The sequence below is a fragment of the Rhizobium jaguaris genome (assembly GCF_003627755.1).
GTDB classification, from domain to species: domain Bacteria; phylum Pseudomonadota; class Alphaproteobacteria; order Rhizobiales; family Rhizobiaceae; genus Rhizobium; species Rhizobium jaguaris.
The window spans coordinates 1,028,669-1,054,557 of record NZ_CP032694.1 but is presented as its reverse complement, the minus strand read 5'-3'; the positions used below and the strand labels follow the sequence as shown (position 1 = coordinate 1,054,557).

The 25,889-nt window shown below is 59.2% G+C and carries 24 protein-coding genes and 1 pseudogene; 7 read left to right on the top strand and 18 right to left on the bottom strand.

The features are described from left to right. Position 1: 1 nt before the first annotated feature. The 13 genes and pseudogenes from CCGE525_RS38910 to CCGE525_RS05065 form a co-directional block, all read right to left on the bottom strand. Entirely contained in the window at positions 2-373 is a 372-nt protein-coding gene (locus CCGE525_RS38910) for a hypothetical protein (protein WP_245472090.1), read from the bottom strand. Continuing rightward, positions 370-807, bottom strand: a complete 438-nt coding sequence (locus CCGE525_RS38905) for a phosphotransferase (RefSeq protein ID WP_245472089.1) — start codon at positions 805-807, stop codon at positions 370-372. The genes CCGE525_RS38910 and CCGE525_RS38905 overlap by 4 nt, the downstream gene beginning before the upstream one ends. Before the next feature lie 137 nt (positions 808-944). Next, positions 945-1,436 carry a F0F1 ATP synthase subunit B gene (locus tag CCGE525_RS05115; RefSeq protein WP_120703341.1) on the bottom strand — a complete coding sequence of 164 codons (492 nt, stop codon included), beginning with the start codon at positions 1,434-1,436 and terminating at the stop codon, positions 945-947. Between the two features lie 3 nt (positions 1,437-1,439). Further along, entirely contained in the window at positions 1,440-2,033 is a 594-nt protein-coding gene (locus CCGE525_RS05110) for a F0F1 ATP synthase subunit B (RefSeq protein WP_120703340.1), read from the bottom strand. Between the two features lie 79 nt (positions 2,034-2,112). Then, entirely contained in the window at positions 2,113-2,340 is a 228-nt protein-coding gene (locus CCGE525_RS05105) for a F0F1 ATP synthase subunit C (protein ID WP_120703339.1), read from the bottom strand. A 66-nt stretch (positions 2,341-2,406) separates the two neighbouring features. Further along, positions 2,407-3,158 (bottom strand): annotated as a pseudogene (locus tag CCGE525_RS05100) (F0F1 ATP synthase subunit A). A 78-nt stretch (positions 3,159-3,236) separates the two neighbouring features. Next, entirely contained in the window at positions 3,237-3,581 is a 345-nt protein-coding gene (locus CCGE525_RS05095; RefSeq protein ID WP_120703338.1) for an AtpZ/AtpI family protein, read from the bottom strand. 315 nt (positions 3,582-3,896) lie between these two features. After that, positions 3,897-5,075 (bottom strand): cell wall hydrolase, encoded by a 1,179-nt coding sequence (locus tag CCGE525_RS05090; protein WP_120703337.1) that lies wholly within the window; start codon positions 5,073-5,075, stop codon positions 3,897-3,899. Positions 5,076-5,248: 173 nt separating this feature from the next. Continuing rightward, complete coding sequence (locus tag CCGE525_RS05085; RefSeq protein WP_120703336.1) at positions 5,249-7,114, bottom strand: potassium transporter Kup; 1,866 nt, start codon at positions 7,112-7,114, stop codon at positions 5,249-5,251. Positions 7,115-7,167: 53 nt separating this feature from the next. After that, the gene (gene corA, locus CCGE525_RS05080; RefSeq protein ID WP_120703335.1) at positions 7,168-8,145 is read right to left on the bottom strand and encodes a magnesium/cobalt transporter CorA; all 978 of its coding nucleotides are present in this window, start codon (positions 8,143-8,145) and stop codon (positions 7,168-7,170) included. A 514-nt stretch (positions 8,146-8,659) separates the two neighbouring features. Beyond that, positions 8,660-9,808, bottom strand: coding sequence for an Mrp/NBP35 family ATP-binding protein (locus CCGE525_RS05075; protein WP_120703334.1), 1,149 nt, complete (start codon positions 9,806-9,808; stop codon positions 8,660-8,662). A gap of 701 nt (positions 9,809-10,509) precedes the next feature. Continuing rightward, positions 10,510-11,250, bottom strand: a complete 741-nt coding sequence (locus tag CCGE525_RS05070; RefSeq protein ID WP_414132009.1) for a helix-turn-helix transcriptional regulator — start codon at positions 11,248-11,250, stop codon at positions 10,510-10,512. 321 nt (positions 11,251-11,571) lie between these two features. Next, positions 11,572-12,381: an IclR family transcriptional regulator gene (locus tag CCGE525_RS05065; protein WP_120703333.1), complete on the bottom strand. Its 810-nt coding sequence runs from the start codon at positions 12,379-12,381 to the stop codon at positions 11,572-11,574. Between the two features lie 130 nt (positions 12,382-12,511). Here CCGE525_RS05065 and CCGE525_RS05060 point away from each other — a divergent pair, with 130 nt between their 5' ends. The 5 genes from CCGE525_RS05060 (at position 12,512) to CCGE525_RS05040 (ending at position 16,711) form a co-directional block, all read left to right on the top strand. After that, positions 12,512-13,282, top strand: coding sequence for an SDR family NAD(P)-dependent oxidoreductase (locus tag CCGE525_RS05060; RefSeq protein WP_120703332.1), 771 nt, complete (start codon positions 12,512-12,514; stop codon positions 13,280-13,282). Further along, complete coding sequence (locus CCGE525_RS05055) at positions 13,282-14,214, top strand: 2-dehydro-3-deoxygalactonokinase (RefSeq protein ID WP_120703331.1); 933 nt, start codon at positions 13,282-13,284, stop codon at positions 14,212-14,214. Before CCGE525_RS05060 ends, CCGE525_RS05055 begins: the two co-directional genes overlap by 1 nt. After that, on the top strand, positions 14,214-14,849 hold the full coding sequence (locus tag CCGE525_RS05050) for a 2-dehydro-3-deoxy-6-phosphogalactonate aldolase (protein ID WP_120703330.1): 636 nt from the start codon (positions 14,214-14,216) through the stop codon (positions 14,847-14,849). Before CCGE525_RS05055 ends, CCGE525_RS05050 begins: the two co-directional genes overlap by 1 nt. Before the next feature lie 5 nt (positions 14,850-14,854). Beyond that, a complete protein-coding gene (locus CCGE525_RS05045) occupies positions 14,855-15,742 on the top strand; it encodes an SMP-30/gluconolactonase/LRE family protein (protein WP_120703329.1) in 888 nt (295 codons plus the stop codon). 351 nt (positions 15,743-16,093) lie between these two features. Next, positions 16,094-16,711 (top strand): PRC-barrel domain-containing protein, encoded by a 618-nt coding sequence (locus tag CCGE525_RS05040; RefSeq protein ID WP_120703328.1) that lies wholly within the window; start codon positions 16,094-16,096, stop codon positions 16,709-16,711. Between the two features lie 107 nt (positions 16,712-16,818). Here the strand turns inward: CCGE525_RS05040 and CCGE525_RS05035 are convergent, their stop codons facing one another. Further along, complete coding sequence (locus CCGE525_RS05035; protein WP_120703327.1) at positions 16,819-18,177, bottom strand: putative bifunctional diguanylate cyclase/phosphodiesterase; 1,359 nt, start codon at positions 18,175-18,177, stop codon at positions 16,819-16,821. Positions 18,178-18,308: 131 nt separating this feature from the next. Then, entirely contained in the window at positions 18,309-20,042 is a 1,734-nt protein-coding gene (locus tag CCGE525_RS05030; RefSeq protein WP_120703326.1) for a response regulator, read from the bottom strand. A 342-nt stretch (positions 20,043-20,384) separates the two neighbouring features. Between CCGE525_RS05030 and mutL the strand changes: the two genes are divergently transcribed. Continuing rightward, positions 20,385-22,211 (top strand): DNA mismatch repair endonuclease MutL, encoded by a 1,827-nt coding sequence (gene mutL / locus CCGE525_RS05025; RefSeq protein WP_120703325.1) that lies wholly within the window; start codon positions 20,385-20,387, stop codon positions 22,209-22,211. Between the two features lie 83 nt (positions 22,212-22,294). Continuing rightward, the gene (locus CCGE525_RS05020) at positions 22,295-22,525 is read left to right on the top strand and encodes a DUF2093 domain-containing protein (RefSeq protein ID WP_104822141.1); all 231 of its coding nucleotides are present in this window, start codon (positions 22,295-22,297) and stop codon (positions 22,523-22,525) included. A 12-nt stretch (positions 22,526-22,537) separates the two neighbouring features. On the opposite strand, the gene lpxK is transcribed toward CCGE525_RS05020, so the two are convergent. From lpxK to waaA, 3 genes are all read right to left on the bottom strand, one after another. After that, complete coding sequence (gene lpxK / locus CCGE525_RS05015; RefSeq protein ID WP_120703324.1) at positions 22,538-23,581, bottom strand: tetraacyldisaccharide 4'-kinase; 1,044 nt, start codon at positions 23,579-23,581, stop codon at positions 22,538-22,540. Between the two features lie 94 nt (positions 23,582-23,675). Next, positions 23,676-24,404: an HAD family hydrolase gene (locus CCGE525_RS05010; RefSeq protein WP_120703323.1), complete on the bottom strand. Its 729-nt coding sequence runs from the start codon at positions 24,402-24,404 to the stop codon at positions 23,676-23,678. 11 nt (positions 24,405-24,415) lie between these two features. Beyond that, on the bottom strand, positions 24,416-25,732 hold the full coding sequence (gene waaA / locus CCGE525_RS05005; protein WP_120706260.1) for a lipid IV(A) 3-deoxy-D-manno-octulosonic acid transferase: 1,317 nt from the start codon (positions 25,730-25,732) through the stop codon (positions 24,416-24,418). Positions 25,733-25,889: the final 157 nt, after the last annotated feature.

The window sequence follows — 25,889 nt, the reverse complement described above, 5'->3', positions numbered from 1 at the left end:
TTCATTCCACAAGGCCGGCTATAATCTGCTCCCGATGCTCGCCGATATAAGCGACATCGCGCCGGTAAATGTGATCGTGGCCTTGTTCGAAATTGCGGCGATACCGTTCCACACCATTGGCCGCCTCGCGTTCCATGAAGCCGACCAAGGCGTTAAGACGGTCAATGATCATGCCCGGCAATGCCGGTCGTTCCTTTGCGGCCAAGCCGTAGGCATCAAGAAAGATACGGGTGCGGAGAATTTGTGTTTCGAGCTCACCGAGGTCTTTGACAGTAACGCCGGCAGACAGAGGCGCCCAGCGATAGATGGCATAGGCGAGATCCCAGCCGCGCGGGCCAGGATGGGCCGTCTCGAAGTCGATGATATCAGTCACCTCGCCGCCGTCTCGAAGTCGATGATATCAGTCACCTCGCCGCCGTTGAGAATGACATTATAGGGCGCGAAATCGCCGTGGCAGATCACCTCAAACGGTGGCCGCGGCGGCAATTGCCATGTCTGGTCCTCCAGCATCGCGCGCATAAACAGCGCGGTGCAGTCATGATAGCGCCGCAGCAAGCAGGCCGCCGATCGTAAGGCTTCCAGGGACCTGATATTCTCATTCTCATCCAAATCACCGGTCCCGCCTGGGACAAAGCTCACCCTCTCCCACGCCGCGTCATATCCGCCGGACAGTGGCGCGTTCACAAAGCCATGTGCTTGAAGTGCCGAGAGAAGGGCGTGAACACTCGCTGTCCAAGGAAGAGTGCGCCGATAGATGATATCGTCATGGCGAAATGGTCCTTCACCGCTGTCCACGCTTGGTATCACCAGCTCACTCCTTAAAGTGAGCCGAAATCTAGTTTGGATCCAGGGCTATCGTCAAATGTTGCCGCGGATCATTAGTGTCTTCAAACGCAAAAAGCCCGGCCGAAGCCGGGCTTTCCTAAGATCGATTGCTTGCGCGCTCAGTTCAGCCGAGTCTTCACTTCGCCAATGGCGTTGCTGAAGAGTTCGGATTGAACGCGGCCGTCGGCCTTCTTGGCGAGCACGGATTCGGCAGCGGCAATGGCCAGGTCGACTGCAGCGGAGCGAACAGCCTTCATCGCGTCGGCTTCCGCCTGCTTGATCTTCTGCTCGGACACCGCCGTGCGGTTGGCGACGAATTCCTCCGTCTTCTTGCGAGCTTCCGCCGTCAGCATTTCAGCTTCGCGCTCGGCCGCGGCAACGATATGCGCAGCTTCAGCTTCAGCTTCCTTGCGCTTGCGCTGGTATTCGGCCAGCAGATGCTGGGCCTCTTCGCGCAGGCGCTTGGCTTCGGCGAGTTCGTTGCGGATCTGATCGGCGCGGTCATCCAGCGACTTTGCCATCATCCCCGGAACTTTCAGGTAGACGACGAGGCCGAGGAAGATGATGAGAGCGACGAAGGCAAAGAAAGTTTCGTCCAGACCGAATTCCATGGATCAACCCTCCCGCTTAGCGGATGCTTCGGCAACAGCCGAAGCGACATCAGCCTGGCCGGCGACGCTGCCGACAAGCTGCTCGACAACGGCAGCGGCCGTTTCTTCAGCAATGGCACCGACGTCGCCGAGGGCTTTCGCCTTGATCTCGCTGATTCGGGCCTCAGCGGCCTTCAATTTCTCGGAAAGGCTTGCTTCGATCGCCTTGCGATCCTCCTCAGCCTTTGCCTTGGCGGCGTCACGGGCAGTGGCGCCAATCGAATTCGCCTTGGTGCGCGCTGCAGCCAGCTCGCTTTCGTAGGTCGCAACGGCAGCATCGGCTTCGGCCTTCAGACGCGAAGCTTCGTCGATATCCTGGGCGATACGGTCGTGGCGGCTTTCCAGGATGCCGCCAACGCGCGGAACGACGATCTTCTGCATGGCCACGTAGAAGATCGCGAAGGTGATCACCAGCCAAAGCAGCTGTGACGGATACGTCGTATGGTCAAACGGCGGGAATACGCCTGCGTGATGGCCCTGATCGGGCGCACCCGTCTCCGTTTTCACCGCGCCGGCTGCCGGCGGTGCTTCTTCAGCATAAGCCGGGGTCACAAACATGCTCACCTCCAGGTGGTCTGCAAATACAAAGAATCACGGCTCGCTGTCCCGCGAACCGTGATCTATCACGCCGCTGATATCAGACGGCGAACAGCAGAAGGAGAGCGATGAGCAGCGAGAAGATGCCCAGAGCTTCCGTAACGGCGAAGCCGAATACCAGGCGGCCGAACTGGCCGTCAGCAGCCGACGGGTTGCGCAGTGCGCCGGACAGGTAGCTGCCGAAGATATTGCCGAGGCCGAGAGCCGTGCCGGCCATACCAAAGCAAGCCAAACCTGCGCCGATGAACTTTGCTGCTTCCGCGTCCATGTTGAACTCCTTTGAAATGGTTGTGCGGTGAATGACTGACGCCCTTAGACGTCAATGTCTTTATCCTTAGTGGCCACCCGGATGGATTGCGTCATTGATGTACATGCAAGTCAGTACCGCAAAGACGTAAGCCTGGAGGAAGGCGACAAGGAACTCGAGACCGGTGAGGGCGACGGTCATGATCAGGGAAGAATGGCGCCACCAATGCCAAGCGCGCCAAGCGCTCCGAGCGAGGCAACGAAGCCTGCGAACACCTTAAGCGTGATATGGCCTGCCAGCATGTTGGCGAAAAGACGAATGGAGAGTGAAACCGGCCGCGACAGGAAGGAGATAATCTCGATCGGCACCACCAGCAGCAACAGAATGCCGGGTACACCTTGCGGCACGAAGAGCTTCAGAAAGCCGAAGCCATGCTTGATGGCGCCGTAGATGATGACCGTCAGGATGACCAGAAGCGCCAAGGCGACAGTAACGATGATCTGGGCGGTAATGGTGAAGAAATAAGGAACCATGCCGAGCAGGTTTGCCGTCAGCACGAACATGAAGAGCGAGAAGACCAGCGGGAAGAACTGCATCCCCTTGGTTCCCGCCCCTTCTTTCAGCATCGAGGCGATGAACTCGTAGGCCATCTCCGCCACCGATTGGGCGCGGCCAGGAATGACGCTGCGGTGCGAGGTGGCAAAATAGAGGAAGCCGGCAGAGATCACCGCCGAAGCAACCATGAACAGCGAAGCATTGGTGAACGAAAAATCAATCCCGCCGATATCGATCGGTATAATCTTGAAGATCAGGAACTGATGGGTAGGACCGTTTGCCACCGCTGTTCTCTTTCATTTTCCCGCTTGTCAAAGCGGATGCCTCTCACCAGGAAACCACGCCGCAGCGCCGCTTCCACCTCATTTCTTATCAAGCCCGTGCTTTTCGGGCATTGGTGTCGCCACCTTGCCTGCAGAGCGCAGAACATTCAGCACGCCGGCACAAAATCCGAGAAGCAGAAGAATAATCATGCCCCACGGCGCAGTGCCGACAAAACGGTCGAAGAGATAGCCCAGAACTGCGCCAACGATGATGGCAGCAATGAATTCACTAGAAAGCTTCATCGCCTCAGCGTAGCCTTTCCGGCTCTCCTCGGCGCGAACCTCCCCTCGTTCATCCTCTCCCAACACAGAGCGCTTGGTCGCCAGTTCGGCTTCAAGTTGCTCCCGTCGCTTTTCCAGACTTTCGTCGCGGTCATCAACCATGGTGATGTCCTCCCAGTTTCGTAGCGCGCAGCCCCATTACCCCGGTCAACGCGTAAACGAACGGTAGGTTTCGCCACCTTTCGGCCCGTTTTGAAGTCGCGCGCAACATAGTTTTAGGAAAAAGCATAGTCAAGGCGTAGACGTCATCTGTCCAGCCATAAATTAGCCGAATTAAATCATGATCTTAGAGCGCATATGCGATGCTGGTGGGAAACTGGGCCTAAGAATCGTCTTCAGGCCAAGCTTTTCTGCGGCCTTTTTTTGCCGACCGCCTACCGCCTGCTGGACCGCATCGGTCCCGCCGTGCGATCGCTGTCAGCTCCAGCCGCCGCCATAGGTGCGGTAGAAGATGTGCATGCCGATACGGCCGACCTTCACCATTTCAGCCGCCCATTTCGGCCGGACGTAGACGGCATGGTAGTGTGTGGCGGAGCCGACTTCCGGCAGCCAGATCTTGCCGGCGGTCACAGCCATGGCCACCTGGCGGGCGATCTTCCAATGCTCGGGCGAATTGACGCGGTCTTTGACGTTGTCGCAGGCAAAGGAAAACTGGCAGGCGTTGTGCCAATCGTCGTTCTGATAAACGACACCGCAAATGGTCTTCGGATAGGCCGGGTTGCGGACGCGATTGAGGATGACCTGGGCGACAGCCGCCTGCCCCTTCACCGATTCCCCGCGCGCTTCGAAATAGATGCCGGTGGCAAGGCACTGCTGTTCGTCCGAAGAAAAGACCGAGGGAGGCAGGACATTCGCGGCCCAGGCATGGTCCTCAGGACCAATCTGCGGCACGAAACGGCCTTCATAGTCCTGATCCTTAGCGAGGATCGAATCGAAGGGCGAGACGCGGGCGTAGTCCTGCGGCGGCGACGCATAGGCGGCGGCGAGAACATCGGCATCGTGGCTCGTGACCAGGCTTGCGAGGTAGGACGGCACGCTGTTATCAGGCTTCGGCGGTTCTTTCTTATAGAAGGCCGTGGCAATCTGGATCTCTTTTCCACCGATCCTCGGCTTCAAGAAAGCAGTCTTGTCCTTGGTATCCAACTCGGGTCGGAACAGCATGCTGTCGCGCTGCAGCACGGAACCGGCGGAAAAATCCTTGGGCGGCTGCATCGGCGCGACTGCAACCACACGGCTCTTTTTGTCCTGGCGGTTGATGCGATCTTCGTCGGGCCTGGGATCGCTGCCCTTTTTCTGCGATACGAAGGCAACGCGACGGCCGTCGGGCATGACGAGACCGCCTTCGCCGACCGCAGCCGCGGTCGACGCGTCACCGAAGGCAAGTTCTTCCTGGTGCGTGGAGCCGGCCGGCGATTTGGTGATCACCATGCGCCAGTTGCTGCTACCCCTGTCGATACCCGCCAGCAGACCGGCAAGATCGGCATAGGCCACTGTGGACGGAAAGATCAGCCATGCGCAAAACCCGAAGACAGCTGGCGAAGTCCAGTTTTTCGGCAAGAAACCAAACTTGCGGGGGACACGACTCGGACGAGGCAATACCGGACTCCAACGGCACTCTGGACTAAGAGCCGGAATAATCTCCGATTAACCTTGATGGATGGTTAACTCGGCTGTTGCGCGTTCACGAATACATTCGGAAATGTCGGCGTGTAAAGGCCCCGGCGGATATCCACCGGGCCATTGATGCAAAAAAGCTGATTTAGTCCGCGTCAGATGATGACGTGCGATCCCAGTTCCACCACGCGGTTGGCCGGCAGGCGGAAGTAGTCGGAAGGATCGGTCGCAGCGTTGGCGAGCGCGATGTAAAGCCGGTCCTGCCAGTGCGGCATGCCGGATTTTGCGTCTGGCACCAGCTTGCGGCGGCCGAGATAGAAGGAGGTCGACATGATGTCGAACTTCAACCCGGTCTTGCGCAAAGTCGCCAATGCCTGAGAGACGTTCTGCGATTCCATGAAGCCGAAACGCAGTTCGACAACCGAGAAGCGGTCGGAGACTTTCTCCACCAAGTAGCGGTCCTCCTGGGCGACACGCGGCTTGTTGACGGTGCGAATCGTCAGGATGACGTTCTTGTCGTGCAGGACGTGGTTGTGCTTCAGATTATGCAGCAGCGCAGCAGGTGCGGATTCCGGATCGCTGGTGAGGAAGATCGCCGTACCAGGAACGTGGGCCGGCGAGTGGTCGCTCTTGCGCTCGATCGAGCTCACGAAGGACGACAACGGAATATCGGTGTGCCGCGTCTTCTCCATCAGGATCGCCGTGCCGCGGCGCCAGGTCCACATGATGACGGTGAAGGCGGTCGCGATCAGCACCGGAACATAACCGCCGTCGCGGATTTTGAGGAGGTTCGCGCCAAGGAAGACGAATTCCAGCAACACCAGCGGCGTCAGCACCGCGACCGCCATCGGCAGCGTCCAGTTCCAGCGAACACGTACGAACTCGAAGGCCATGATCGAGGTGACAACCATCGCACCGGTCACGGAGATACCATAGGCTATCGCCAGTGCATCCGAGGTCTTGAAGCTCAAGACGAGGAAGACGACGCCGAAAAACAGCACGGCATTGGCCGACGGCAGAAAGATCTGGCCGGTATTGGTCTCTGACGTGAAGAGAATCTCCATTCGCGGCAGGAAGCCGAGATGGATAGCTTGGCGCGTGAGCGAGAAGGCACCGGTGATGACCGACTGGCTGGCGATGATTGTTGCCAGAGTGGCGAGAATGACCACCGGCAGGATCGCCCAGTGCGGATACATCAGGAAGAACGGGTCGGACATGGCCATGGGGTTGCGCAGCACCAGGGCGCCCTGGCCGAGGTAGTTCAAAGCCAGCGACGGAAACACAAGCACAAACCAAGCCCACTGGATCGGGCGACGGCCAAAATGACCAAGGTCGGCATAAAGGGCTTCCGCACCCGTGACAGTCAGGAACACCGCGCCCAGGACGACGACGCCGAGAAAGCCTTCCCGCAAGAGGAAACTGACCGCGTAATAGGGATTGAGTGCGGCCAGAATGCTGAAATCATCGGAAATGTGCATGACGCCAGCAAGGCCCATGACGATGAACCAGAGTGCCATGACCGGGCCGAAGAAGCGTGCAACTGCGCCCGTGCCATGCGACTGGATCGCGAAAAGCAGAGCCATGATCGCAACCGATATGGGCACGATGTATTCCGACAGTGACGGTGTGACGAGCTTCAGGCCTTCGACGGCGGAGAGAACCGAAAGCGCCGGGGTAATCATCGCGTCGCCGAGGAAGAGTGCGGCACCCATTAATCCCAACAGCATCAAAATGGCCGTGTGGCCATTCGCGGTCTTCATCAACAGCGCCAGCAGCGACAGTGTGCCGCCTTCGCCGTCATTGTCTGCACGAAGCAGAAAAAGGACATATTTGATCGTGACGATGATCGTCAGAGTCCAGAACATCAGCGAGACGACGCTGATGACTTCGCCACGCGTCAGACCGTCGGCAGCGACCGGCTTCAGCGCCTCGCGAAAGGCATAGAGCGGGCTCGTGCCGATATCGCCATACACCACGCCAATTGAACCGAGGGCGAGGAATGCGAGCTTACGAGCGTCCATTTTCCCGTCGGGAGAATGATGGGTTACGTCAGACATTCAGGATCACTAGACTCTCAGAGCCAGCCTTTCCAGCGAAAAAAGAGAAATGGAACGACGGCAGACACCACCATCAGAAACAACGATGCTGGGTATCCATAGGCGAAATGCAACTCGGGTATGAACTCGAAATTCATACCGTAGACCGAGGCAACAAGCGTCGGCGGCAAGAAGACTACGGAAGCGATCGAGAAAATCTTGATGATGGCGTTCTGCTCGATATTAATCAGACCGAGCGATGCATCCAGCAGGAAGGTAATGTTACCGGCGACGAAAGATGCATGTTCGGACAAGGATTGCACATCCCGCGAGACGTTGCGGCACAATTCCTTGGCCTCATGGTCCTGCTGCATGGCGGGGATGGTATGAAGGAAGGTCAGAAGCCGCGACAATGAACTCAGGCTATCGCGCACCTTGCTGACCGTGCGATGGTAACCTGCAATGTCCTTCAGTTTCTCTTCCAGATAGTTCGACGGACGGCGGACTTTCTTCACGCGGTCGCCGAACACATGCACCGACAATATATCGATGCCTGAGACCGTCTGTTCAAGGACTTCGGCCGTGCGGTCGACGATTGTTTCCAGAAGTTTCGCCAGAAGCGCGACACCCGTGCGCCGCTCCTTCGGAATGCGTTGCAGCGCTGCGATGAACAGCGCGAAGGACTTCGGCTGGGCGTAGCGGATCGTGACCAGGCGATGATCCGTCAGGATGAAGGCAACATCGGTCAGCGTCGGCAGATTGGTATCGACCTTCCACAGCAGCGACGCCGTCAGAAAGACCGAGCTGTCTTCGACATAGAGCCGGCTCGATGGCTCGATGTCCTTCATGTCCTCGCGGGTCGGCACCTCGAGCCCAAGCAGGCGCTCGATATTCGCTTCTTCTTCGCGGGACGGTTCGACCATGTCGATCCAGACAGCGTTCTCCGACAATCGGGCAATGCTCGAAAGATCTGCCAATTCGAGCGACTTGCAGTCGGAGCTATAGGCCGTGATCAACGGATCGTCCTCGGCGCGTCAGAGCGGTTCAGCTTTCCGCAAAATCGCAGAGATGCGCTATCTGCTTGTTTTTCCGCGGTTTCGGACGGAAAACCGCTGCCCACTTTTCCTGAAATTACTCTAGAGGCAAAGCTGTAGCCATGGCGCTTTGTGCGCTCTTGCCGCGATTCTGCAGATGGCCACTGAAAAAAGTTCATAAAACTCCGGGCGTATCCCGCCGTTCCGGCAGGGAATCCGTGTCCATGCTCCATTGCGCTGCTGTACCAATCCTTCGTCCGTCATGAGAACGCCGATTGCTCAAGCGAGACGAAGTCACCATTTGGCAGATGGCCGTCATCGGATATGCCCGACCAAATTCACGCCGGCGGCGCATATGCAGCAAAGCTCGCCAAGAATCAAGTCACAACCCTTTCAATGCGCGCTTTCACCGCAGATTCACGACCCGGCGAAGTCATAGCACACGGCGCGAGCAAGGCAATCGTGCCGACCGCTGACCGGCACGCATGTTGTGAAATTATTCGAAGACGATGGATGGTGCTGCGCGCTGAGGCGTATTGCTTATCTGTGCCCAGACTTTGGCGGCGATATCGCGATAGACGCCGGCAACGGCGCCATTTGGGTCGGAAGCAACCACGGGCGTGCCGGCATCGGAAGTCTCGCGGATGCCCATGGTCAGCGGCACTTCGCCAAGGAAAGGCACGCCGATACGCTCGGCCTCCTTCCGCGCGCCGCCATGACCGAAGATATCGTAACGTGCACCGGTGTCGGGGGCGATGAAGTAGCTCATGTTTTCGACGATGCCGAGCACCGGTACTTCCACCTTGCGGAACATGTTCAGGCCCTTGCGGGCGTCGATCAGTGCCAGATCCTGCGGCGTCGAAACGATGATGGCGCCGGCGAGCGGCACCTGCTGCGCCATGGTCAGTTGCGCATCGCCGGTCCCTGGCGGCATGTCGACGACGAGTACGTCGAGCTCACCCCAGGCGACTTCGCGCAACATCTGCAACAGTGCCGACTGCACCATTGGCCCGCGCCAGATCATCGCCGTCTCCTCATCGACAAGGAAGCCCATGGACATGACCTTGAGGCCGTAATTCTGCATGGGGTTGATGATGCGGCCATCGATCTGAGTCGGCCGGCCGGAAATCTTCAGGAGACGCGGCATGGACGGGCCGTAGATGTCGGCATCCAGAATGCCGACGCGCAGGCCGTTGGCGAGCAGGCCGAGCGCGAGATTGACGGCCGTGGTCGACTTGCCAACGCCGCCCTTGCCGGAGGCAACGGCAATAATGGCGCCGATGCCGGGAACGCCGATCTTGCCGGCACGGGGCGGCTGTTGCGGTGCATGTGCGTGGGAATGCGCACTCGGCTGGGCGGGCGCCGGGCGCGCGGCAGGTGCACCCGCGCCAGCCTTCTTGTCCGCAGTCAGCGCGACCAAAGCGCCCTTCACGCCGGGCAATTCCTTGATGACTCTCTCGGCGGCGAGGCGCATCGGCTCCAATTCCTTGGCACGCTCGGCGGGAACCGTAATCGAGAAATACACCTTAGCATCGGAAATGAAGACATCCGACACCATGCCGAGCTCAACGATATTGTGCTCCAGGTCCGGGCCGCGAACGGTTCTCAGCGTTTCCAGAACCTGTTCCTTGGTGATGTCTGCCATTCCATCCTCACTGCGCGATATGCGTCCGGATCGCGGCGCGCGACCGCACGCTTCCGATCTCTCAGGCTTAGATAGTGGAGCGGTGGAACTTCGCCAATCGAAATTAAGGGGAATAGCGACAAAACGGCTGGACGCGTTGCAGCCGGCAGGTCCGCCGGGCTTAGAGCCCCACCGGCCGCAACGCTCGCTAGGAGAAGCGATATTTGCGGGGGACATAAAGCAAAGCTTTGAAAGGACTAGGGCGAGCGCGCGAAAAATCGCGCATTAAACCGCCTTGATTTTAAGGAAGTGCCAAATAAGCAACAGCCGCCGCCGATACCTTGCCGTCGGAGAAGCAACGACAATAGCATCAGCAACGGCTGCCTGATCCGCGCGCGTTGATCGGCGCTGGTATCAAAGTCCCCTCTGGACCTCTGTCCATTGATAAGCAGAAAGCGTGCCAGTTCCGCGAAATCAAAAAACTATATATTTTTCAGGATATTGTAGGGGCCACTCCAAGTTCGGCCCGCAGTCGCCGCAGAAGCCATCAGCAAGTTTTATGTGCAGCGCACAAAATTAGCGCAGAAAATTGCCCGGATTTCACTCGCTCTCACTCTTTATTGAGCAAAATCTCCGCTGAAATCGCCGCGCTTCCTGGGATCATGGTATCTTCCGGGCGCGATCTTCTCCAAAAACCGCCGCACACTTTTTGGGATCATGCCCTACTTGATCAACCCGACGCGCAGCGCTTTGGCGACTGCCTGGGTGCGGTTGACTGTGTCCAGCTTCTTGGTGGCCCGGTTCAGGTAGTGATTGACCGTATGTTCGGAGAGCGTCAGGATTTCCGCGATTTCGGCGCTGGTCTTACCCGCAGCCGTCCAGTTCAGACAATCGATCTCCCGATCCGTCAGCGCGTCAGTGACCCGGATATCCATATTGCGGATTTCCGCGAGCCGATCGAAAACATAGAGCGCGACATAGCAGAGATCCTTAATCTCCTCGGGTGTGAAGAGCTCGCGATCTCCGGCAAGCGACACAGCGCCGCGAAGACCGGATGCGTCATGGGTCGGCAAATAGATGCAGCGTGTCATGCGAAAGCGTTCGAACAAGGCGGTGATGAGTTGGGCTCTGCCATCATCGCGATTGGTGCTTGCCGTTGTCTCGTGGATAAAAGGCAATGTGGAATTACGCAGACGTCGCAGCACCGGACTGTTCGTCATCAGCCCTTCCTGGTCGTAGGTTGCCAGGAGTTCGGCGGGCCAGTTGTTGATAACCGAATTGCTCTGCAGTTCGAAAGATGTAACCGGGGGCAGGTTCAGTACCATGAATGCACGGCAGCGATAGGCTTCCGTCAGCCGCTTCATAAAGCGAAAAACATCGAACTGTGTCTTCAGACCGGTAATTTCATCAATATAATCCTCGCCCCGAGGGGCCCTTCCCGCCTGCACCAATGCCGCCATCATTAGTCTTCTTCGTGTAATGGAGGGGCACAAACGCGAAATCGCCGCCTCCAGGCCTCCGGGTCACCGCATGAACGCCGACAAGCCGGCGATTGATCAAATATAAATTTTTAAAAATATCACCCGCTGCGACACTCATACTACGGCGCCTAGCAATCGGTCCGCCCTTCTCCTCGGAGCGTAGCAGCAGGTACTCAACGAGAATGGCAGCTCATCCGCGATTCTCAACAAGCGACTTAGAATAAACGTTTAAGTTGGCCAAGGTCCAGCACACGAAAGGCTAAATTGGTGAATTTCGCATGACAGTCGAGAAAATCGGCAAGATTAGCGCCTCGGACCTAGCCGACTGCGCACATCCTGCATGATCGCGGCCGCCGCAACCTTTACCAAAGGCGCCCATTCCTGCAATTTTTCCGACGTAACGCGGTAGGCTGGGCCGGTTACCGAAACGCCGGCCAGTATATCGCCATCGTCTGAGCGGATAGGCGCGGCGACGCAGCATATGCCGTTTTCATGCTCCTCGCGGTCAAAAGCGCAACCGCGCGCCCTGATAGCAGCGATGTCGGCCTGAAGATCTGCCACGCTGCGATGGGTATGCTCGGTATAGGCATGAAACTGGAGGCCGGAGACTCGTGCTTCGAGGCCGATATCGTCCAGAGCAGACAATGCAGCCTTGCCGACGCCGGTGCAATAGGCCGGCGAGGCGTTGCCGATCTGCGAATACATGCGCACGGACTGCCGACCCTCGACCTTGTCGAGATAGATGACCTCGGTGCCGCGTAAGACGCCGAGGTGCACGGTCTCGCCGGTCTGTGCCTGCAGAAGGCGCAGATGCGGCTCGGCGACGGTTCTGAATTCATTGCGCGCCCAACTGCGTGACGCTAAGCTCAAGAGCCTGATGCCGGGCAGATAACGTCCATCGCGATCGGTCTCCAGCAGCCCCTCCTCGACGAGGTGTGACAATTGCCTATGCAGTGTGCCCCGCGGCTGGTCGGACAGCGACAGGATGTCGGTGAAGCGCATTGGGTTATCCGCCAGCGCAACGAGATCGACGAGCGCCATGAGCTTGCCGAGCGTACCGGTCTCCGTAGCGCGACGGATTTCCCCTTTATGTTCGTCCCGTTTCGAATCCATAACTGCCTCGCCACTTCTGCGGCGTTCCATGCATCCTTGACATGGTTGAAGGTAATCCGATAATTCCATATAGTCAAATACCGTTCCAAATAGTGGAACTATCTGATGTTTTTCCGGGAGGGAGACGAACTTGACCGAGGCACAGGCAAAATTTCCCGATCTCAAAGATCGCACCGTCCTGATTACGGGCGGCGGCTCCGGCATAGGCGCGGCACTTGTCGAAGGTTTCGCTCAGCAGGGCGCCAAGGTCGCTTTCATCGACATAGCGGAAGAGCCGAGCAAGGCGCTTGCTGTCCGGCTCTCGGCGCAATCGGCCCATCCGGTCGCCTTCTATCATGCCGATCTGCGCGACGTCGGCACCATCAAAAGCACGGTCGCCGCCGTCGAATCCGATCTCGGCGCGATCCGCGTCCTCGTCAACAACGCCGCCTGGGATGACCGGCATGAGATCGACACGACGACCGAGGAGTATTGGGACAATAGCCAGGCGATCAATCTCAAACAGGTTTTCTTCGTCTCACAGGCCGCAGCGCCGGGTATGCGGGCGGCTGGCGGCGGAGCGATCATCAACTTCTCGTCGATCGTCTTCAAGATGAACCCGCCGCATCTCTCCGCCTACGCAACTGCAAAGGCGGGCGTCATCGGCCTGACCAAGAGCCTTGCCGGCCGCTTTGGATCGGAAAATATCCGCGTCAACGCCGTTCTGCCAGGCATGGTCGTGACCGAGCGGCAGATGGAGCTTTGGCTGACGGAAGAAAGCATAGCCAAGACGGTCGAGCGCCAATGCCTTAAGCACGTTCTAAAGGCTGCCGATCTGGTCGGCCCGACACTTTTTCTCGCATCCGACAGCGCGGGCAGCATCACCGCACAGTCCATCATTGTCGACGGAGGTATTTTCTAGTGGCAAGTCCCGCATATATCGCGGTCGATTGGGGCACCAGCAGTTTCCGGCTGTGGCTGATCGGCGAAGATGACAGCATTCTCGGCGAGCGCCGCAGCGGCGAAGGTATGACATCGGCGGCTCAGACAGGCTTTGCCCAGGTGCTGCAATCGCATCTTGATGCCCTCGCCGCGCCAGAAAACCTTCCCGTCATCGTCTGCGGCATGGCCGGCGCCCGTCAAGGCTGGGTGGAAGCCGGCTATATCGACACACCCACATCGCTCTCCGCCATCCTCACCGGTGCCGTTTCCGTGCCCGGCCAATCGCGCGACGTCCGTATTCTGCCGGGTCTGGCGCAGCGCGACAGGCAAGCGCCTGACGTCATGCGCGGCGAGGAAACACAATTGCTCGGCGCGATAGCGGCTGATGCCAAGGGCGAGCAGGTCGTCTGCATGCCTGGCACACATTCGAAATGGGTCCGCGTCGTCAATGGCCAAGTGACCGGCTTTTCGACCTTCATGACCGGCGAGCTCTTCGACGTCATCACAAAGCACAGCATCCTGTCGCACGCCGTTGCCGGTGCGGCCGACGTGCCTGCCGACAGCACCGCCTTCGAGTCCGCGATCAAGGCCGCCTTCAACAAGCCGGCACTTGCCACGAACCTGCTCTTTACCGCCCGTGCTGGCCAACTTCTGCATGGCCTGACAGCGGCCGGAGCGCGGGCATTGATCTCGGGCACGCTGATCGGCGCCGAAATCGCCGGTGCGCTGTCATCTGCCGGACAAGGGGCTGCGATTACCCTCGTCGCGTCAGGACGATTGCAGACGCTCTACGAAGATGCATTCCGCACCTTAGGCCTCACCTATACGACTGTTGATGCCGATGCCGCCGTCCGCCGCGGGCTTTCCGCCGCGGCGAAGGCGATTTGGCCAAATAACGAAAGAAAAAGCTGATGACGACCCGCACCCCCTTCCCCCCCATGAAGCGCCCGCTTATCGCCATTCTCCGCGGCATCAAGCCCGAAGAGACAGCCGATATCGTCGGCGCTCTGATCGATGCCGGCCTGACGGCGATCGAAATCCCGCTGAACTCGCCTGAGCCCTTCCGCTCGATCGAGATCGCCGCCAAGATGGCGCCCGCCGACTGCCTGATCGGCGCCGGCACGGTGCTGACTGTTGAAGACGTCGATCGGCTGGACGCCGCCGGCGGCAAGCTGCTGGTGACGCCGAATGTCGAACCTGCCGTCATCAGTCGCGCACGCGACAAAGGCATGGTGACGATGCCTGGCGTATTCACCGCGACGGAAGCGCTTTCGGCTGCACGTGCCGGTGCAACGGGTCTTAAATTTTTCCCGGCCGGCGTGCTGGGCGCCTCCGGTATCACCGCCATCCGAGCCGTGCTGCCGCCCGAGCTTGTCATCGCTGCCGTCGGCGGCGTTTCGGACAAAAATTTCGGCGATTACACCAAAGCCGGCATCCTGGCCTTCGGTCTCGGCACCAGCCTTTACAAGCCGGGAATGACGACAGCAGAGGTTGCCGAACGCGCCAAGGTGACCATTTACGCCTATGATGCTGCCGTAGGAGCCTGACCCATATGACCGACATTCATGATTTCCAGGGTAATATTCTCTGCAACACCGCATCGGTTTTGGGCGAAGGACCGACCTATGATCCCGATACGGATACGGTCTGGTGGTTCAACATTATCGGCAAGGAACTACATGAACTGCATCTAGCGACGGGCAAGAAGGAAGTTTACGCGCTGCCGATGATGGCAAGCGTACTCGCGCGTGTTGACGACCGACGGCAATTGCTCGCCACCGAAGAAGGATTGTTTCTTCGCGATGTCGGATCCGGCGAACTGACCTTTTATACCGCGATCGAGGCGGACAAGCCCGAGAACCGCTCCAATGACGGGCGTACTCATATTTCCGGTTCCTTGTGGATCAGCACCATGGGCAAACGGGCGGAAATGCAGGCTGGCGCGATCTATCATGTTGCCGGCGGCAAGGTGACGAAGATCTTCGATCAGCTTAGCATTCCGAATTCCATCTGCTTTTCACCCGACGGCACGATCGGATATTTCACCGATACGCGCGTCAGCCAGTTGATGCGGGTGCTGGTCGACCCACTCACCGGGATGCCGGTCGGCGAGCCGATTGTCATGGTCGACAGCATGGAAGACCCGGGCGGCCTCGACGGCTCGGTCTGCGATGCTGACGGTTACATCTGGAACGCCCGCTGGGGCTCCGGTTTCGTCGATCGCTACAGCCCTGACGGCTTGCGCATCGAGCGCTATCGCGTACCCGCCATGCAGCCCTCCTGCCCGGCCTTCATCGGCCAAAATGCCGATCGTCTCGCGGTGACGACAGCCTGGGAAGGCCTTGACGAAGACGCCCGCTCAATGCAGCCACAAGCCGGTGCGCTCCTGGAACTTGGCCCCACGGTCAAGGGCATTTTTGATCCGATCTACAAGATTTGATTGTATTTTTGCCTTCTCCCCACCGGGAGAAGGTGACCCCTGCAGCAAAAATTTTGCTTGTGCGGCGTTCAGCGGACAAACAGGTGCTATGCACCGAAGTCAGCCTGTTCATCGCTGCAACCCGGTTATGAAATCAATTGTTTAGGTTGTATTAACCTGCACGTTGTCCTTTGATTCTTCGCGTTATTTTGACCTCACAGAGGCCGCGTACCGCCGCCGCCCGCAACTCTTGCCGGAACTAAAGCTCTTTTCGACCATTTTTCTAACGAACCGGCACGGTGATGGTCAGCCAAAAGAGTGGCCCCGCCCGAGCTGGTTAACATGCCCATCAGAATGAAAGGTAGGTTCACGATGACCGGCAAATTGTTCACTTCCGCCGCTGCTGGCGCGATCTTTGCCACAGCATCGGTTCTTTCACCGATGGCTTTCGCTCAGGCACAGCAGCCGTCAACCGGCAACAACACCACCGCGCCGATGACGCAGACCGCTCCGGCAACGCCTGACACCAAGACCGCTAAGCCGCAAAACAATGCCCAGGCTCCGGCCCCGGCACCGACGACAAACACGGCGCAGGCCGCTGGATATCTGACCCAGCAATCGGCAGATCAGATCAGCGCCAAGACCTATATGGGCCAGTCGGTCTATAACGGTCAGAATGAAAGCATCGGCAGCATCAACGACCTCATCCTGCAGAAGCAGGGCGGTGTTACCGCCGCAGTCGTTGGCGTCGGCGGTTTCCTTGGCATCGGCCAGAAGAATGTCGCCGTTCCCTTCGACAAGGTCACCGCGACCCAGAATGCCCAGGACGGCAGCATCAAGCTGACGACTACCGAAACGGCTGACTCGCTGAAGGCCGCACCGGAGTTCAAGACGCTTGCTATGCAGGCTTCCGAAAAGGCTGCGAAGACCCCGGCAACGGCCGCGGTGCCTGGAACCGACACCACGACGACCTCGTCGACCAGCAAATGACGAAGGTGTCGTGTAACATTGAAAAACGGCGATCTTGGTAGGCCGTCGTTTTTCATATCTGCAGCAGCAGTAGAACGGTCCTGCTTTTTCTTGAAAAGCCGGGCCACTTAGGCGCTTTCGCGCTCACCAGCCAGTTCGTAGTAGTTTTCGTGGAGATATCTGAGCGTCGCGACGCTGTCGGCAGGCTTGCCGTAATAATAGCCCTGCCCCATGGCGCAGCCGAGCGACCTGAGCTTTACCGCCTCGGCGTAGTCCTCGATTCCCTCGGCGACCACCTCCAGGTCAAGTCCCTCGCACATCGCAAGGATCGCCTTGACGATATGTTCGGAGGCTCGGTCGGAATTGATGCGCGAAACAAAGGCGCGATCGATCTTCACCTTGTCGAAAATGAAATCGCGCAGCCGGCCGAGACTGGATTGGCCGGTGCCGAAATCATCCAGTGAGATGCGCACGCCTGCCGCCCTGAGATCGGCGATGATGCGGTGTGCCGTGTCGGCGGAGCTCATGACGGCCGTCTCGGTGATTTCCAATTCCAAGCGATGCGGATCGAAACCGACGCGGCCGAGAATGGCAAGAATGCTGCTGCTCGTGCCGGGATCCATCAATTGCGCCGAGGACAGATTGAAAGACAGGAAAAGCTCGCGCGGCCAGGAAAGCGCTGCCTCCGCGGCCTTGCGCAGAAGGGTCTCGGAGAGAGCGTCGATAAAACCGCGCTCTTCCGCAAGCGGTACGAAGACGGCGGGCGAGACAAAGCCGAGATCGGCGTCGTTCCAGCGAGCCAAGGCCTCGAAGCCAACGATCAGATTATTGGCGAGTGATACGATCGGCTGGAAATGCACGTCGATGGCATTGGATATGATGGCGTTGCGCAGCGCCTGTTCAAGCTGCGTCGCGCGCTTCATTTCCTGGGCGATCTCTTTGGAATAGACGGTAATCTGACCGCGGCCGCGGCGCTTGGAGCGATAAAGGGCCGTCTCGGCGCTTTTCAGCAGATCTTCGAATTCCTCGCCGGCGAAGGGATAGATGGCGAAGCCGAAGGAGGCGGAAAGGCGAACGTTGCGATCACCGAGATCATAGGGCGCCGACAACACTTCGCGGATCATCTGCCCGAACTTCTCGGCGCCGACACGTTCAAAGACGAGTGGCAATACGAAGGCAAATTCGTCGCCGTCATGACGGGTGACGGTGGCGCCATCGGGAATGCAGGCTTTTAGGCGGTGCGCGACCTGACAAAGGATCTCGTCGCCAGCTTCCACACCGAAGAGGTCGTTGATCGGCTTGAAGGAGTCGAGATTGGCAATGCCGATGGTGAAGGGCGCGGGATCGCTGGCGCGTTCGACGGAAAGCAGGCGCGCGCGGTCGCGCATGCGATAGCGATTCCCCAATCCCGTCAGTGGATCGGTATAGGCCATCGCCTGCAATTCATTCTGACTGACTGGCGCGAGCGATATTTCAGCCGATTTCATATTCAGTCCCGACATTTTCCTCCACCCGCGAAGGAGCATGACGGCGAAGTCTTAACAAAGGATGGCGGGACGGCAGTCATTCGATGCGAGCAATATCTATTCATTAGAAACTATACAGCTATGAGACTTGCTTACTTAATTTGTGCTTTACGGCCACTGCGCATGTATTTCTGAAACACGGTCTCCAGAATATCCGGGCTGACGGGTTTCATGATGACATCGTCCATGCCGGCGTCCACGCATTCGTTGCGGTCACGCTCGAAAGCCTGGGTGAGCACACCGATTATCGGGGTATGCGTTCCGCTGCCTTTTTCTGTACGGCGGATCAGCCTTGCGGCTTCGAAACCGTTGAGACCCGGCAGGGAGATATCCATCAGGATCAGCTCCGGGTGATGCTCACTCCACAGGCGCACTGCCTCGTCGCCGCTCGCGGCGATCACGTAGCGATAACCGAGCCCCTCCAGGATCTGAGAAAAGACGATCTGATTGATGTCATTGTCTTCAGCAACCAGGATCTGGAAACCACGATCCTCGCCACGGGTTGCGATCTGCCAGTCCTCCGCGTCGCCTTCAGCTAACTGGCCCGCCTCGCCGCGGATATTGCGGTTGAAATGCCGAGCGATCAGGAAAGTGAGTTCGGTGGCGAGCTGCGAGCCGTCCAGCAACAACGCCGGCACGTTCTGCCGCTCGGCCAGCTCCAGGCCGCGTTTGCCGAGCTGGTTGTCGACGATAACGAGATCGATCTTGATGCCAAGAGAGCTAGCAACATCCAGAAATGCCGCCTCCTCGCTTTCATTGTGGACCGAACAAGCCTCAAAGCCATATTTGGCAAGCATCTTCAATGCCGCTGATTCAGCAGCAAGATCGCCGGTAACCACAAGGATCTTGCGACCGGAGAAATTCTCAGGAACGAAAGTCTCCATGGCGGGCGGGCGGCGCGAGGCAGTCTGAAGTGCTGCCATCGGCACATAAGCGCGCCGATAGGACCGGTCGTTGTTCTCCTTGATCTGCGAAGCAAGAGCGAACTCGTCGAAATCCGCGCCCTCTTTCGGCAGATCCTGCATGGTGGCAACCAGGAAATAGCGGCCGGGCTTGCCTATACGCTGTTTCCTGGTCACCACATCGCGCTCCACGCCATCGCGGGCAATCTGCCGCTGGCGCGAGATCGACATCTCGCCGGTCTCCATGACATGCCGGTCGCTTTCCTCGAAGCGGTTGGCAACGTCGGTGGAGAAGAGATCGATGCCCTTGCGGCCCAACACCTCATCCGCGGAGGTTTGATATTTGTCGCAGAACGCCTTGTTGACCGCGACATAGACCATGTTGCGGTCCTTGACGAAGAGGGGAAACGGCAGGTTGTCGAGAATATCTTCCGTAAGCTGCACCCGCTCCATATCGAGGCGCCACTGCTCCTCCCGCTTCTTCACCTCCGAAATATCCGAGAGGATGCAAACGCCGAACCCCGACGGCAGCCGGCGCTTGACGAAGCGAACCCAACGATCCTCGCCGAAACGCTCCGTTGCCTCAAAACGCTCTCGCCAATGCGAGGCGATCCGCTGCGAGACCCAATCGTCACGCGTTGCCGCCGACTTCGTATGAACATCGCGATGCCGGACGCCGGTGTCAAAGACAGCGCCGAGAAAATCACGCAGCCGTGTTGACGGTTGCAGAAATTGCGGCGGGATCGGGAAAAAATTCAAGACCTGACGGCTGGCGAACAGCAGCAGATCGTTCCTGTCGTAGATAAGGAAGGCGCTGGAAAGCCCATCACAGACCGCATCGAACAGCGCCGCCTGCAGATTGCCGTCAGACGGAACGTCTTCAGTGATTGCTGCAAAAGCTGCCTTATCAATCTCGGCAGTCATTCGTCCGATTCCTACATTTATCCGATATCACAGCACGCAAAGGTTGAGAGCAGTGGTGATAGCTCTCAAGGTAAATTTATGAAGATATCATGCTGGCCTGAGCACTTGAAACAGGTGGAAGTCGGCTCATAGATATGACGGTCACCAGCCTGCCGCCAAAAGCCGTGAACGTGCAAAAGCGCGCCACCTGCAATCATTTCAAGTTCTGTGAATGCAACCTGTCATTATTCCCTTAAACATTGATTAAATTTTTAATCACGGCCGCACCTGAATCGGGTGGATGACGAAAGTCAGAATAGGTTTTCTCTTTCCACCTCGCCGCGAATCCACGAAAATGACGATATGGCCATCAAGCAACTCTCCGAAACCCTGATCAACCAGATCGCCGCCGGCGAAGTCATCGAGCGGCCGGCAAGTGCTGCCAAGGAGTTGATCGAAAACGCGCTGGATGCCGGCGCGACGCGCATCGAGATCGCGACAGCCGGCGGCGGCAAGGCGCTGCTACGAGTCAGTGACAACGGTTCCGGCATGGAGCGGGCGGACCTGGAGCTGGCCGTCAGACGGCATTGCACTTCAAAGATTTCCGATACGCTGGAGGATATCCGCACCCTGGGCTTCCGTGGCGAGGCCCTGCCCTCGATCGGCTCGGTTGCGAAGCTGTCTATCGCCAGCCGGAGACCCGGCAGCGATGGCGGCGCGGAAATTTCGGTCGCCGGCGGCAAGGTGCTGCACCTGCGCCCGACGGCCGCCAATCCCGGCACGATCGTCGAGGTGCGCGACCTGTTCTTCGCGACGCCGGCACGACTGAAATTCCTGAAGACCGAGAAGGCCGAAGCTGCCGCGATCACCGAGGTCGTCAAACGTATGGCGATCGCCTTCCCACGCGTGCGTTTCGTGCTTTCCGGCAGCGACCGCTCGACACTGGAATTTCCGGCCACCGGCGATGATCATCTCGCCCGCATGGCGCAGGTGCTCGGGAACGAGTTCAAGGACAACGCCATCGAGCTCGACGCCGCGCGGGAGGATGTGAGTTTGACCGGCTTTGCCGGCGTGCCGACGTTCAATCGCGGCAACTCGGCGCATCAATATGCCTTCGTCAACGGCAGGCCGGTGCAGGACAAGCTGATCCTGTCGGCGATCCGCGGCGCCTATGCCGAGACCATACCTTCCGGGCGCTATCCCGTTGCCGTCCTCTCCATCATGCTCGACCCGGCGTTCGTCGATGTCAACGTGCATCCGGCGAAATCCGATGTTCGTTTCCGCGATCCCGGCCTCGTGCGCGGCCTGATCGTCGGCGCCATCCGCGAGGCCCTGGCGCGCGAGGGTGATCGTGCGGCGACGACAGGCGCCGACGGCATGCTTCGTGCCTTCAGCCCTGGCCGTTCCGGTTTCCAGCCGGCATGGCGGCCGTCGACACCATCAGCACCCTGGACGCCCGAGGCTTCGCCATCCAGACCCTATCAGCCCTCGACGAACGGACATGGTTTCGATGAGCGACCCCAAGCCGCCTTCGACGGCCTCGCCGTACCGACTGCCCGCGCCGAAACCGCAGCACCTATCGAGCCCGTACGCATGGAGGAACCGGCTCGGTTCCCCCTGGGTGCAGCGCGTGCCCAATTGCATGAGAACTACATCGTTGCACAGACCGACGATGGCCTCGTCATTGTCGACCAGCACGCGGCGCATGAGCGGCTCGTATTCGAAGAAATGCGCAAAGCCCTGCATTCAAAGCGGCTGTCTTCGCAGGTCCTCTTAATCCCGGAGATTGTTGATCTGCCGGAAGAGGATTGCGACCGGCTGATGGTATTTGCCGACGAGCTTGCCGAACTCGGCCTTGCCGTCGAGCGTTTCGGTCCTGGCGCGATCGCGGTGCGCGAGACGCCGGCGATGCTAGGCGAAGTGGATGCGCAAGGGCTGATCCGACAGTTGGCCGACGAGATCGCCGAATGGGACACGGCTTCCGGCCTTGCCGCCAAGCTGGAATATGTTGCCGCTACGATGGCCTGCCACGGTTCGGTGCGCTCCGGCCGGCGGCTGAGGCCCGAGGAAATGAACGCACTTCTGCGCCAAATGGAGGCAACTCCCGGGTCGGGCCAGTGCAATCACGGCAGGCCGACCTATATAGAGTTGAAGCTCTCGGATATCGAACGGCTGTTCGGACGGAGCTGAGAGCAGATACGATCGAAATAACTGGAAAAGTCCAGCTTGCCGGGGTATGGCAAACAGATGACAGAGATTGGGGACGGCATCAGATGAATCTTTTTGAGGGACATGGAAACCGCGAGGCGAAGATTCGCTATCTCGACGGCGACTTCCAAATCCTCATGCCCGGTTCCTACGTCGTCTGCGCCATGACCGGCAAGCATATCGCGCTCGATGAGCTGCGCTACTGGAGCGTCGCCCGGCAGGAACCCTATGCCGACGTGATCTCTTCGCTGGAAGCCGAAAAACGCGCCGGCGCGCTTCCGAACCAGAAGCGCTGACTATAGCAATTCCTATTTTGCCTTCTGTCCTTCCCGTAACCGCCGTTCGCGGGCGGCTGCGATCGCCCGGTCGATGATCAGAGCCGGCGCGCGGTGATCATCGAAGACCATGTCGATCTCGATGACGCGGCAGGCCTGCAGCAGCTCCTCGGCACGGCCGTGATGGCCGATCAAGCGGACATAATCCTTGGAGGTGGTGACGATCTCCAGGCTTTCCCGGGCGGCAATATCGAGAATGTCGGCTATGTCGTCTTCGCCCAGATGTTCGTGATCGCCGAAGGTGCGGCTAACAGCGATGCTGGCCCCCAGCGACTCAACTGTGCGGAAGAATTTGGTGGGATCGGCAATGCCTGCGAAGGCGAGCACGTTTCGGCCGAGCAGATTCTCCTGCCCACGCACCTTGACGGACGCTGCAAAGAAAGGTTTCCCAGCCCTCGCCGCCATGCGCACGATCCGATCGGCGGCATTGCCTTCGCCGACTTTCAGCAGCGCCGACGCATAGCGCAACTGTGTCCGCAGCGGCGCACGCACAGGTCCGCTGGGAACGAGATAGCCGTTGCCGATACCTCTCGTGGCGTCGATGACGACCAGGGCGTAGTCAATGGCAAGTTGCGCGCTCTGAAAACCATCGTCCATGATGATGAGGTCAGCACCCTCGCGGACCAGCCGCTCCGCGCCCTCGAGGCGGCGGCGCGAGATGACCGTCAATGCCTCGCGAGCAAGCAGCAGCGGCTCGTCGCCGACCGCGGTGGCATGATGGTGATGCGGATCGACGACGGTCGTCACGTCAAGCGAACCGCCATAGCCGCGGCTGAGGAAGCCCGGCTTCAATCCCTTTGCCTTGGCGACACGGGCAAGCGTCAGCGCCGTCGGTGTCTTGCCGGCGCCGCCCACCGTAAAATTGCCGACGCAGATGACCGGCACCGGGACGGAGGCGCGCCGGCCATGCGCCATGCGATGGCCGGCGATCCGGCCGTATAAAAAGGAAAAGGGCGAAAGGCCCCAAGCGCGCCAATCAGGCTTCCGCCACCAGAAAGGCGGTGCTTCCGATACCATAATCTAATCCCACCTTGCGCCCGCTCTTGCCCGTACATCTCGGCAAGGCGGCAAGAAAGGGCAGATCGGATGAAAAAGCAAGCCTTGGCCTTGGTCACACCGGCTGAGCAACGGACAGCAGGCTTTCCAATTCCGTGATGTCGTTCAGGCAATAGTCGGAAGCGGCCGCGAGCGATTCACGCGATCCGGTGCCGGTCAGCACGCCGACCCTCAGGCCAACTCCGGCATTGTGTCCCATGTGCAGGTCGTGATTGTTGTCGCCGACGACGGCAATTTGCGCGGGGGCAAGGCCCGTCGCTTCGCAGAAACCGAGCACCATTCCAGGCTCCGGCTTGGTTCCAAAACCACTGTCGTAGCCGGCGATATAATCGAGATAATCGAGGAAACCAAAGCGGCGCGCCGTCTGGCGGATGGAGCGCTCATTGTCGCTGGAGGCAACGCCGAGCCTATAACCGCGCTCGTGAAGTCGGCGGAAGAACGCGGCGAGATCGGTGACCGGCGCCGAGAAGTCCGCGGCATGGGAAAATAACGCATCGAGCTTTTCCGTGAGCTCGATCACATCCATCCGGGAGCCGGCTGCAACCAGACCCTCGGAAATCTGCCGGGTATTGCCGGCGGCAAGCAGGCTGTCGGGCACAATATGGCCGGTAACCGGGTCCATGCCGCACGCCAGAAGCAGTTGATCGGCAAGTGCTGCGTCACCCTGGGCGGCAATGCTGGCAAGCTCGCGATTGACCGGTAGCCAGCTCTCATCATAGTCGAGCAGCGTGCCGTCCTTGTCGAAGAGAATGCCCGCGATCGTGCCCGGCCTGATTGCCGTCATGGAGTACTCCTCTATCCCTGCGCCATCTTCGGTAGCAGCCGCGCCTTCACCGTCAGCGGATTGATGTAGGGTTCCAATCCCTTGATGGTCGCCGCCAACGCTCCGCGCATCTCGTGTACGGCGATGTAGCCGGCGTCGATCATGCCTAGCCGCGCCGCATCGTTGGTCAGCAGGTAGTGCACGCCCCTCGCCAGCATCTCGGTATCGCGCACCATGCGGGCGCTACCGCGGCGAGCGAGCAGCTGGTAGGCATCGCGGAAATTCTGAACATGGCCGCCGGACAGAATGGCGCAACCGAGCATGGCTGGCTCGAGCGGGTTCTGGCCGCCTTCGTTGAACATCGACTTGCCCATGAAAGCAACTTCGGTCATGCGTAAATAGAGACCCATCTCGCCGATCGTATCGCCGAGGAAGACATCGACATCCGGCGAAAGGATATCGTTGCGGGTCCGGCGCGCCACTTTCAGTCCCTGCTCGACGAGCATCGCCTCGATCGCGTCGCAGCGTTCGGGATGGCGTGGCACGATGATGGTCAACTGATCGTTATGCTCTTTCAGCGTCTTGTGGACGACGGCAGCGGCACCCTCCTCACCCTCGAAAGTCGAGACGGCGGCCCAGGTTTTGCGGTCGCCGATCTGCTTCATGTAGCGGGCAAGGGTCGGTGCATCATAGGGCGGCGCGTCGGTATCCACCTTCAGATTGCCGGATTTGATCACTTGCCGCGCACCGAGATCACGGTAGCGCTCGGCATCGAGATCGGACTGGGCGACGACCAGCGCAAGACTTTCGAACAGCGCCTCAGAGAGCGAAGTATGCCTGCCCCAGCGAGCAAAAGAGCGATCCGACAAACGGGCGTTGACGAGGATCTGCGGGATGCGCCGGCGGCCAAGCTCCATGATGGTCATCGGCCAGATCTCGGATTCGGCGATGATGGTGCAATCGGGCTGCCAATAGTCGAGGAAACGGCTGATGGCCGGCTTCAGGTCAAGCGGCACATATTGGTGGATGACCTCGTCGCCGAGACGCTCCTGCGTCACCTTGGCGGACGTGATAGTTCCCGTGGTCAGAATAACGTGGATGTCGCGGCGGCGGATTTCACGGATCAGCGGAACGACCGCCGAAGTCTCTCCGACGCTTGCGGCATGAAACCAGACAAGCGGTCCCTGCGGGCGATTGGCGCTGGCGTAGCCGGAACGCTCCAGCCGACGCGAACGATCCTCCTTGCCCTTGGCGGCACGGAAGGCGAGATAAGGCCCGATGAGGGGATAGATCGCAATCCCACCGAGGCGGTAAGCACCCAAAGTGAGGCGCGCCCTGAGGCTGCTCATCTCGATTGCCTCCGATCCAAGCTGATCGTCATCGATGCCAAATCCCAATTGTCTCTCGGCCGAACGTTCGGCCGATTCTTCGTTCTGATTGCGTCAAAAATACTGCGCCATAGCCGGATTGAAAACGACAACGCCCATCCGGACGGGAATATCAAAT

Bases quoted from the DNA above. Each gene is read 5' to 3' on its own strand.
- CCGE525_RS05115 (WP_120703341.1), bottom strand. From the start codon at position 1,436: ATGGAATTCGGTCTGGACGAAACTTTCTTTGCCTTCGTCGCTCTCATC.
- CCGE525_RS05110 (WP_120703340.1), bottom strand. From the start codon at position 2,033: ATGTTTGTGACCCCGGCTTATGCTGAAGAAGCACCGCCGGCAGCCGGC.
- CCGE525_RS05105 (WP_120703339.1), bottom strand. From the start codon at position 2,340: ATGGACGCGGAAGCAGCAAAGTTCATCGGCGCAGGTTTGGCTTGCTTT.
- CCGE525_RS05095 (WP_120703338.1), bottom strand. From the start codon at position 3,581: ATGGTTGATGACCGCGACGAAAGTCTGGAAAAGCGACGGGAGCAACTT.
- CCGE525_RS05085 (WP_120703336.1), bottom strand. From the start codon at position 7,114: ATGGACGCTCGTAAGCTCGCATTCCTCGCCCTCGGTTCAATTGGCGTG.
- CCGE525_RS05075 (WP_120703334.1), bottom strand. From the start codon at position 9,808: ATGGCAGACATCACCAAGGAACAGGTTCTGGAAACGCTGAGAACCGTT.
- CCGE525_RS05070 (WP_414132009.1), bottom strand. From the start codon at position 11,250: ATGATGGCGGCATTGGTGCAGGCGGGAAGGGCCCCTCGGGGCGAGGAT.
- CCGE525_RS05065 (WP_120703333.1), bottom strand. From the start codon at position 12,381: ATGGATTCGAAACGGGACGAACATAAAGGGGAAATCCGTCGCGCTACG.
- CCGE525_RS05050 (WP_120703330.1), top strand. From the start codon at position 14,214: ATGACGACCCGCACCCCCTTCCCCCCCATGAAGCGCCCGCTTATCGCC.
- CCGE525_RS05045 (WP_120703329.1), top strand. From the start codon at position 14,855: ATGACCGACATTCATGATTTCCAGGGTAATATTCTCTGCAACACCGCA.
- CCGE525_RS05040 (WP_120703328.1), top strand. From the start codon at position 16,094: ATGACCGGCAAATTGTTCACTTCCGCCGCTGCTGGCGCGATCTTTGCC.
- CCGE525_RS05035 (WP_120703327.1), bottom strand. From the start codon at position 18,177: ATGAAATCGGCTGAAATATCGCTCGCGCCAGTCAGTCAGAATGAATTG.
- CCGE525_RS05030 (WP_120703326.1), bottom strand. From the start codon at position 20,042: ATGACTGCCGAGATTGATAAGGCAGCTTTTGCAGCAATCACTGAAGAC.
- mutL (WP_120703325.1), top strand. From the start codon at position 20,385: ATGGCCATCAAGCAACTCTCCGAAACCCTGATCAACCAGATCGCCGCC.
- CCGE525_RS05020 (WP_104822141.1), top strand. From the start codon at position 22,295: ATGAATCTTTTTGAGGGACATGGAAACCGCGAGGCGAAGATTCGCTAT.
- lpxK (WP_120703324.1), bottom strand. From the start codon at position 23,581: ATGGTATCGGAAGCACCGCCTTTCTGGTGGCGGAAGCCTGATTGGCGC.
- CCGE525_RS05010 (WP_120703323.1), bottom strand. From the start codon at position 24,404: ATGACGGCAATCAGGCCGGGCACGATCGCGGGCATTCTCTTCGACAAG.
- waaA (WP_120706260.1), bottom strand. From the start codon at position 25,732: ATGAGCAGCCTCAGGGCGCGCCTCACTTTGGGTGCTTACCGCCTCGGT.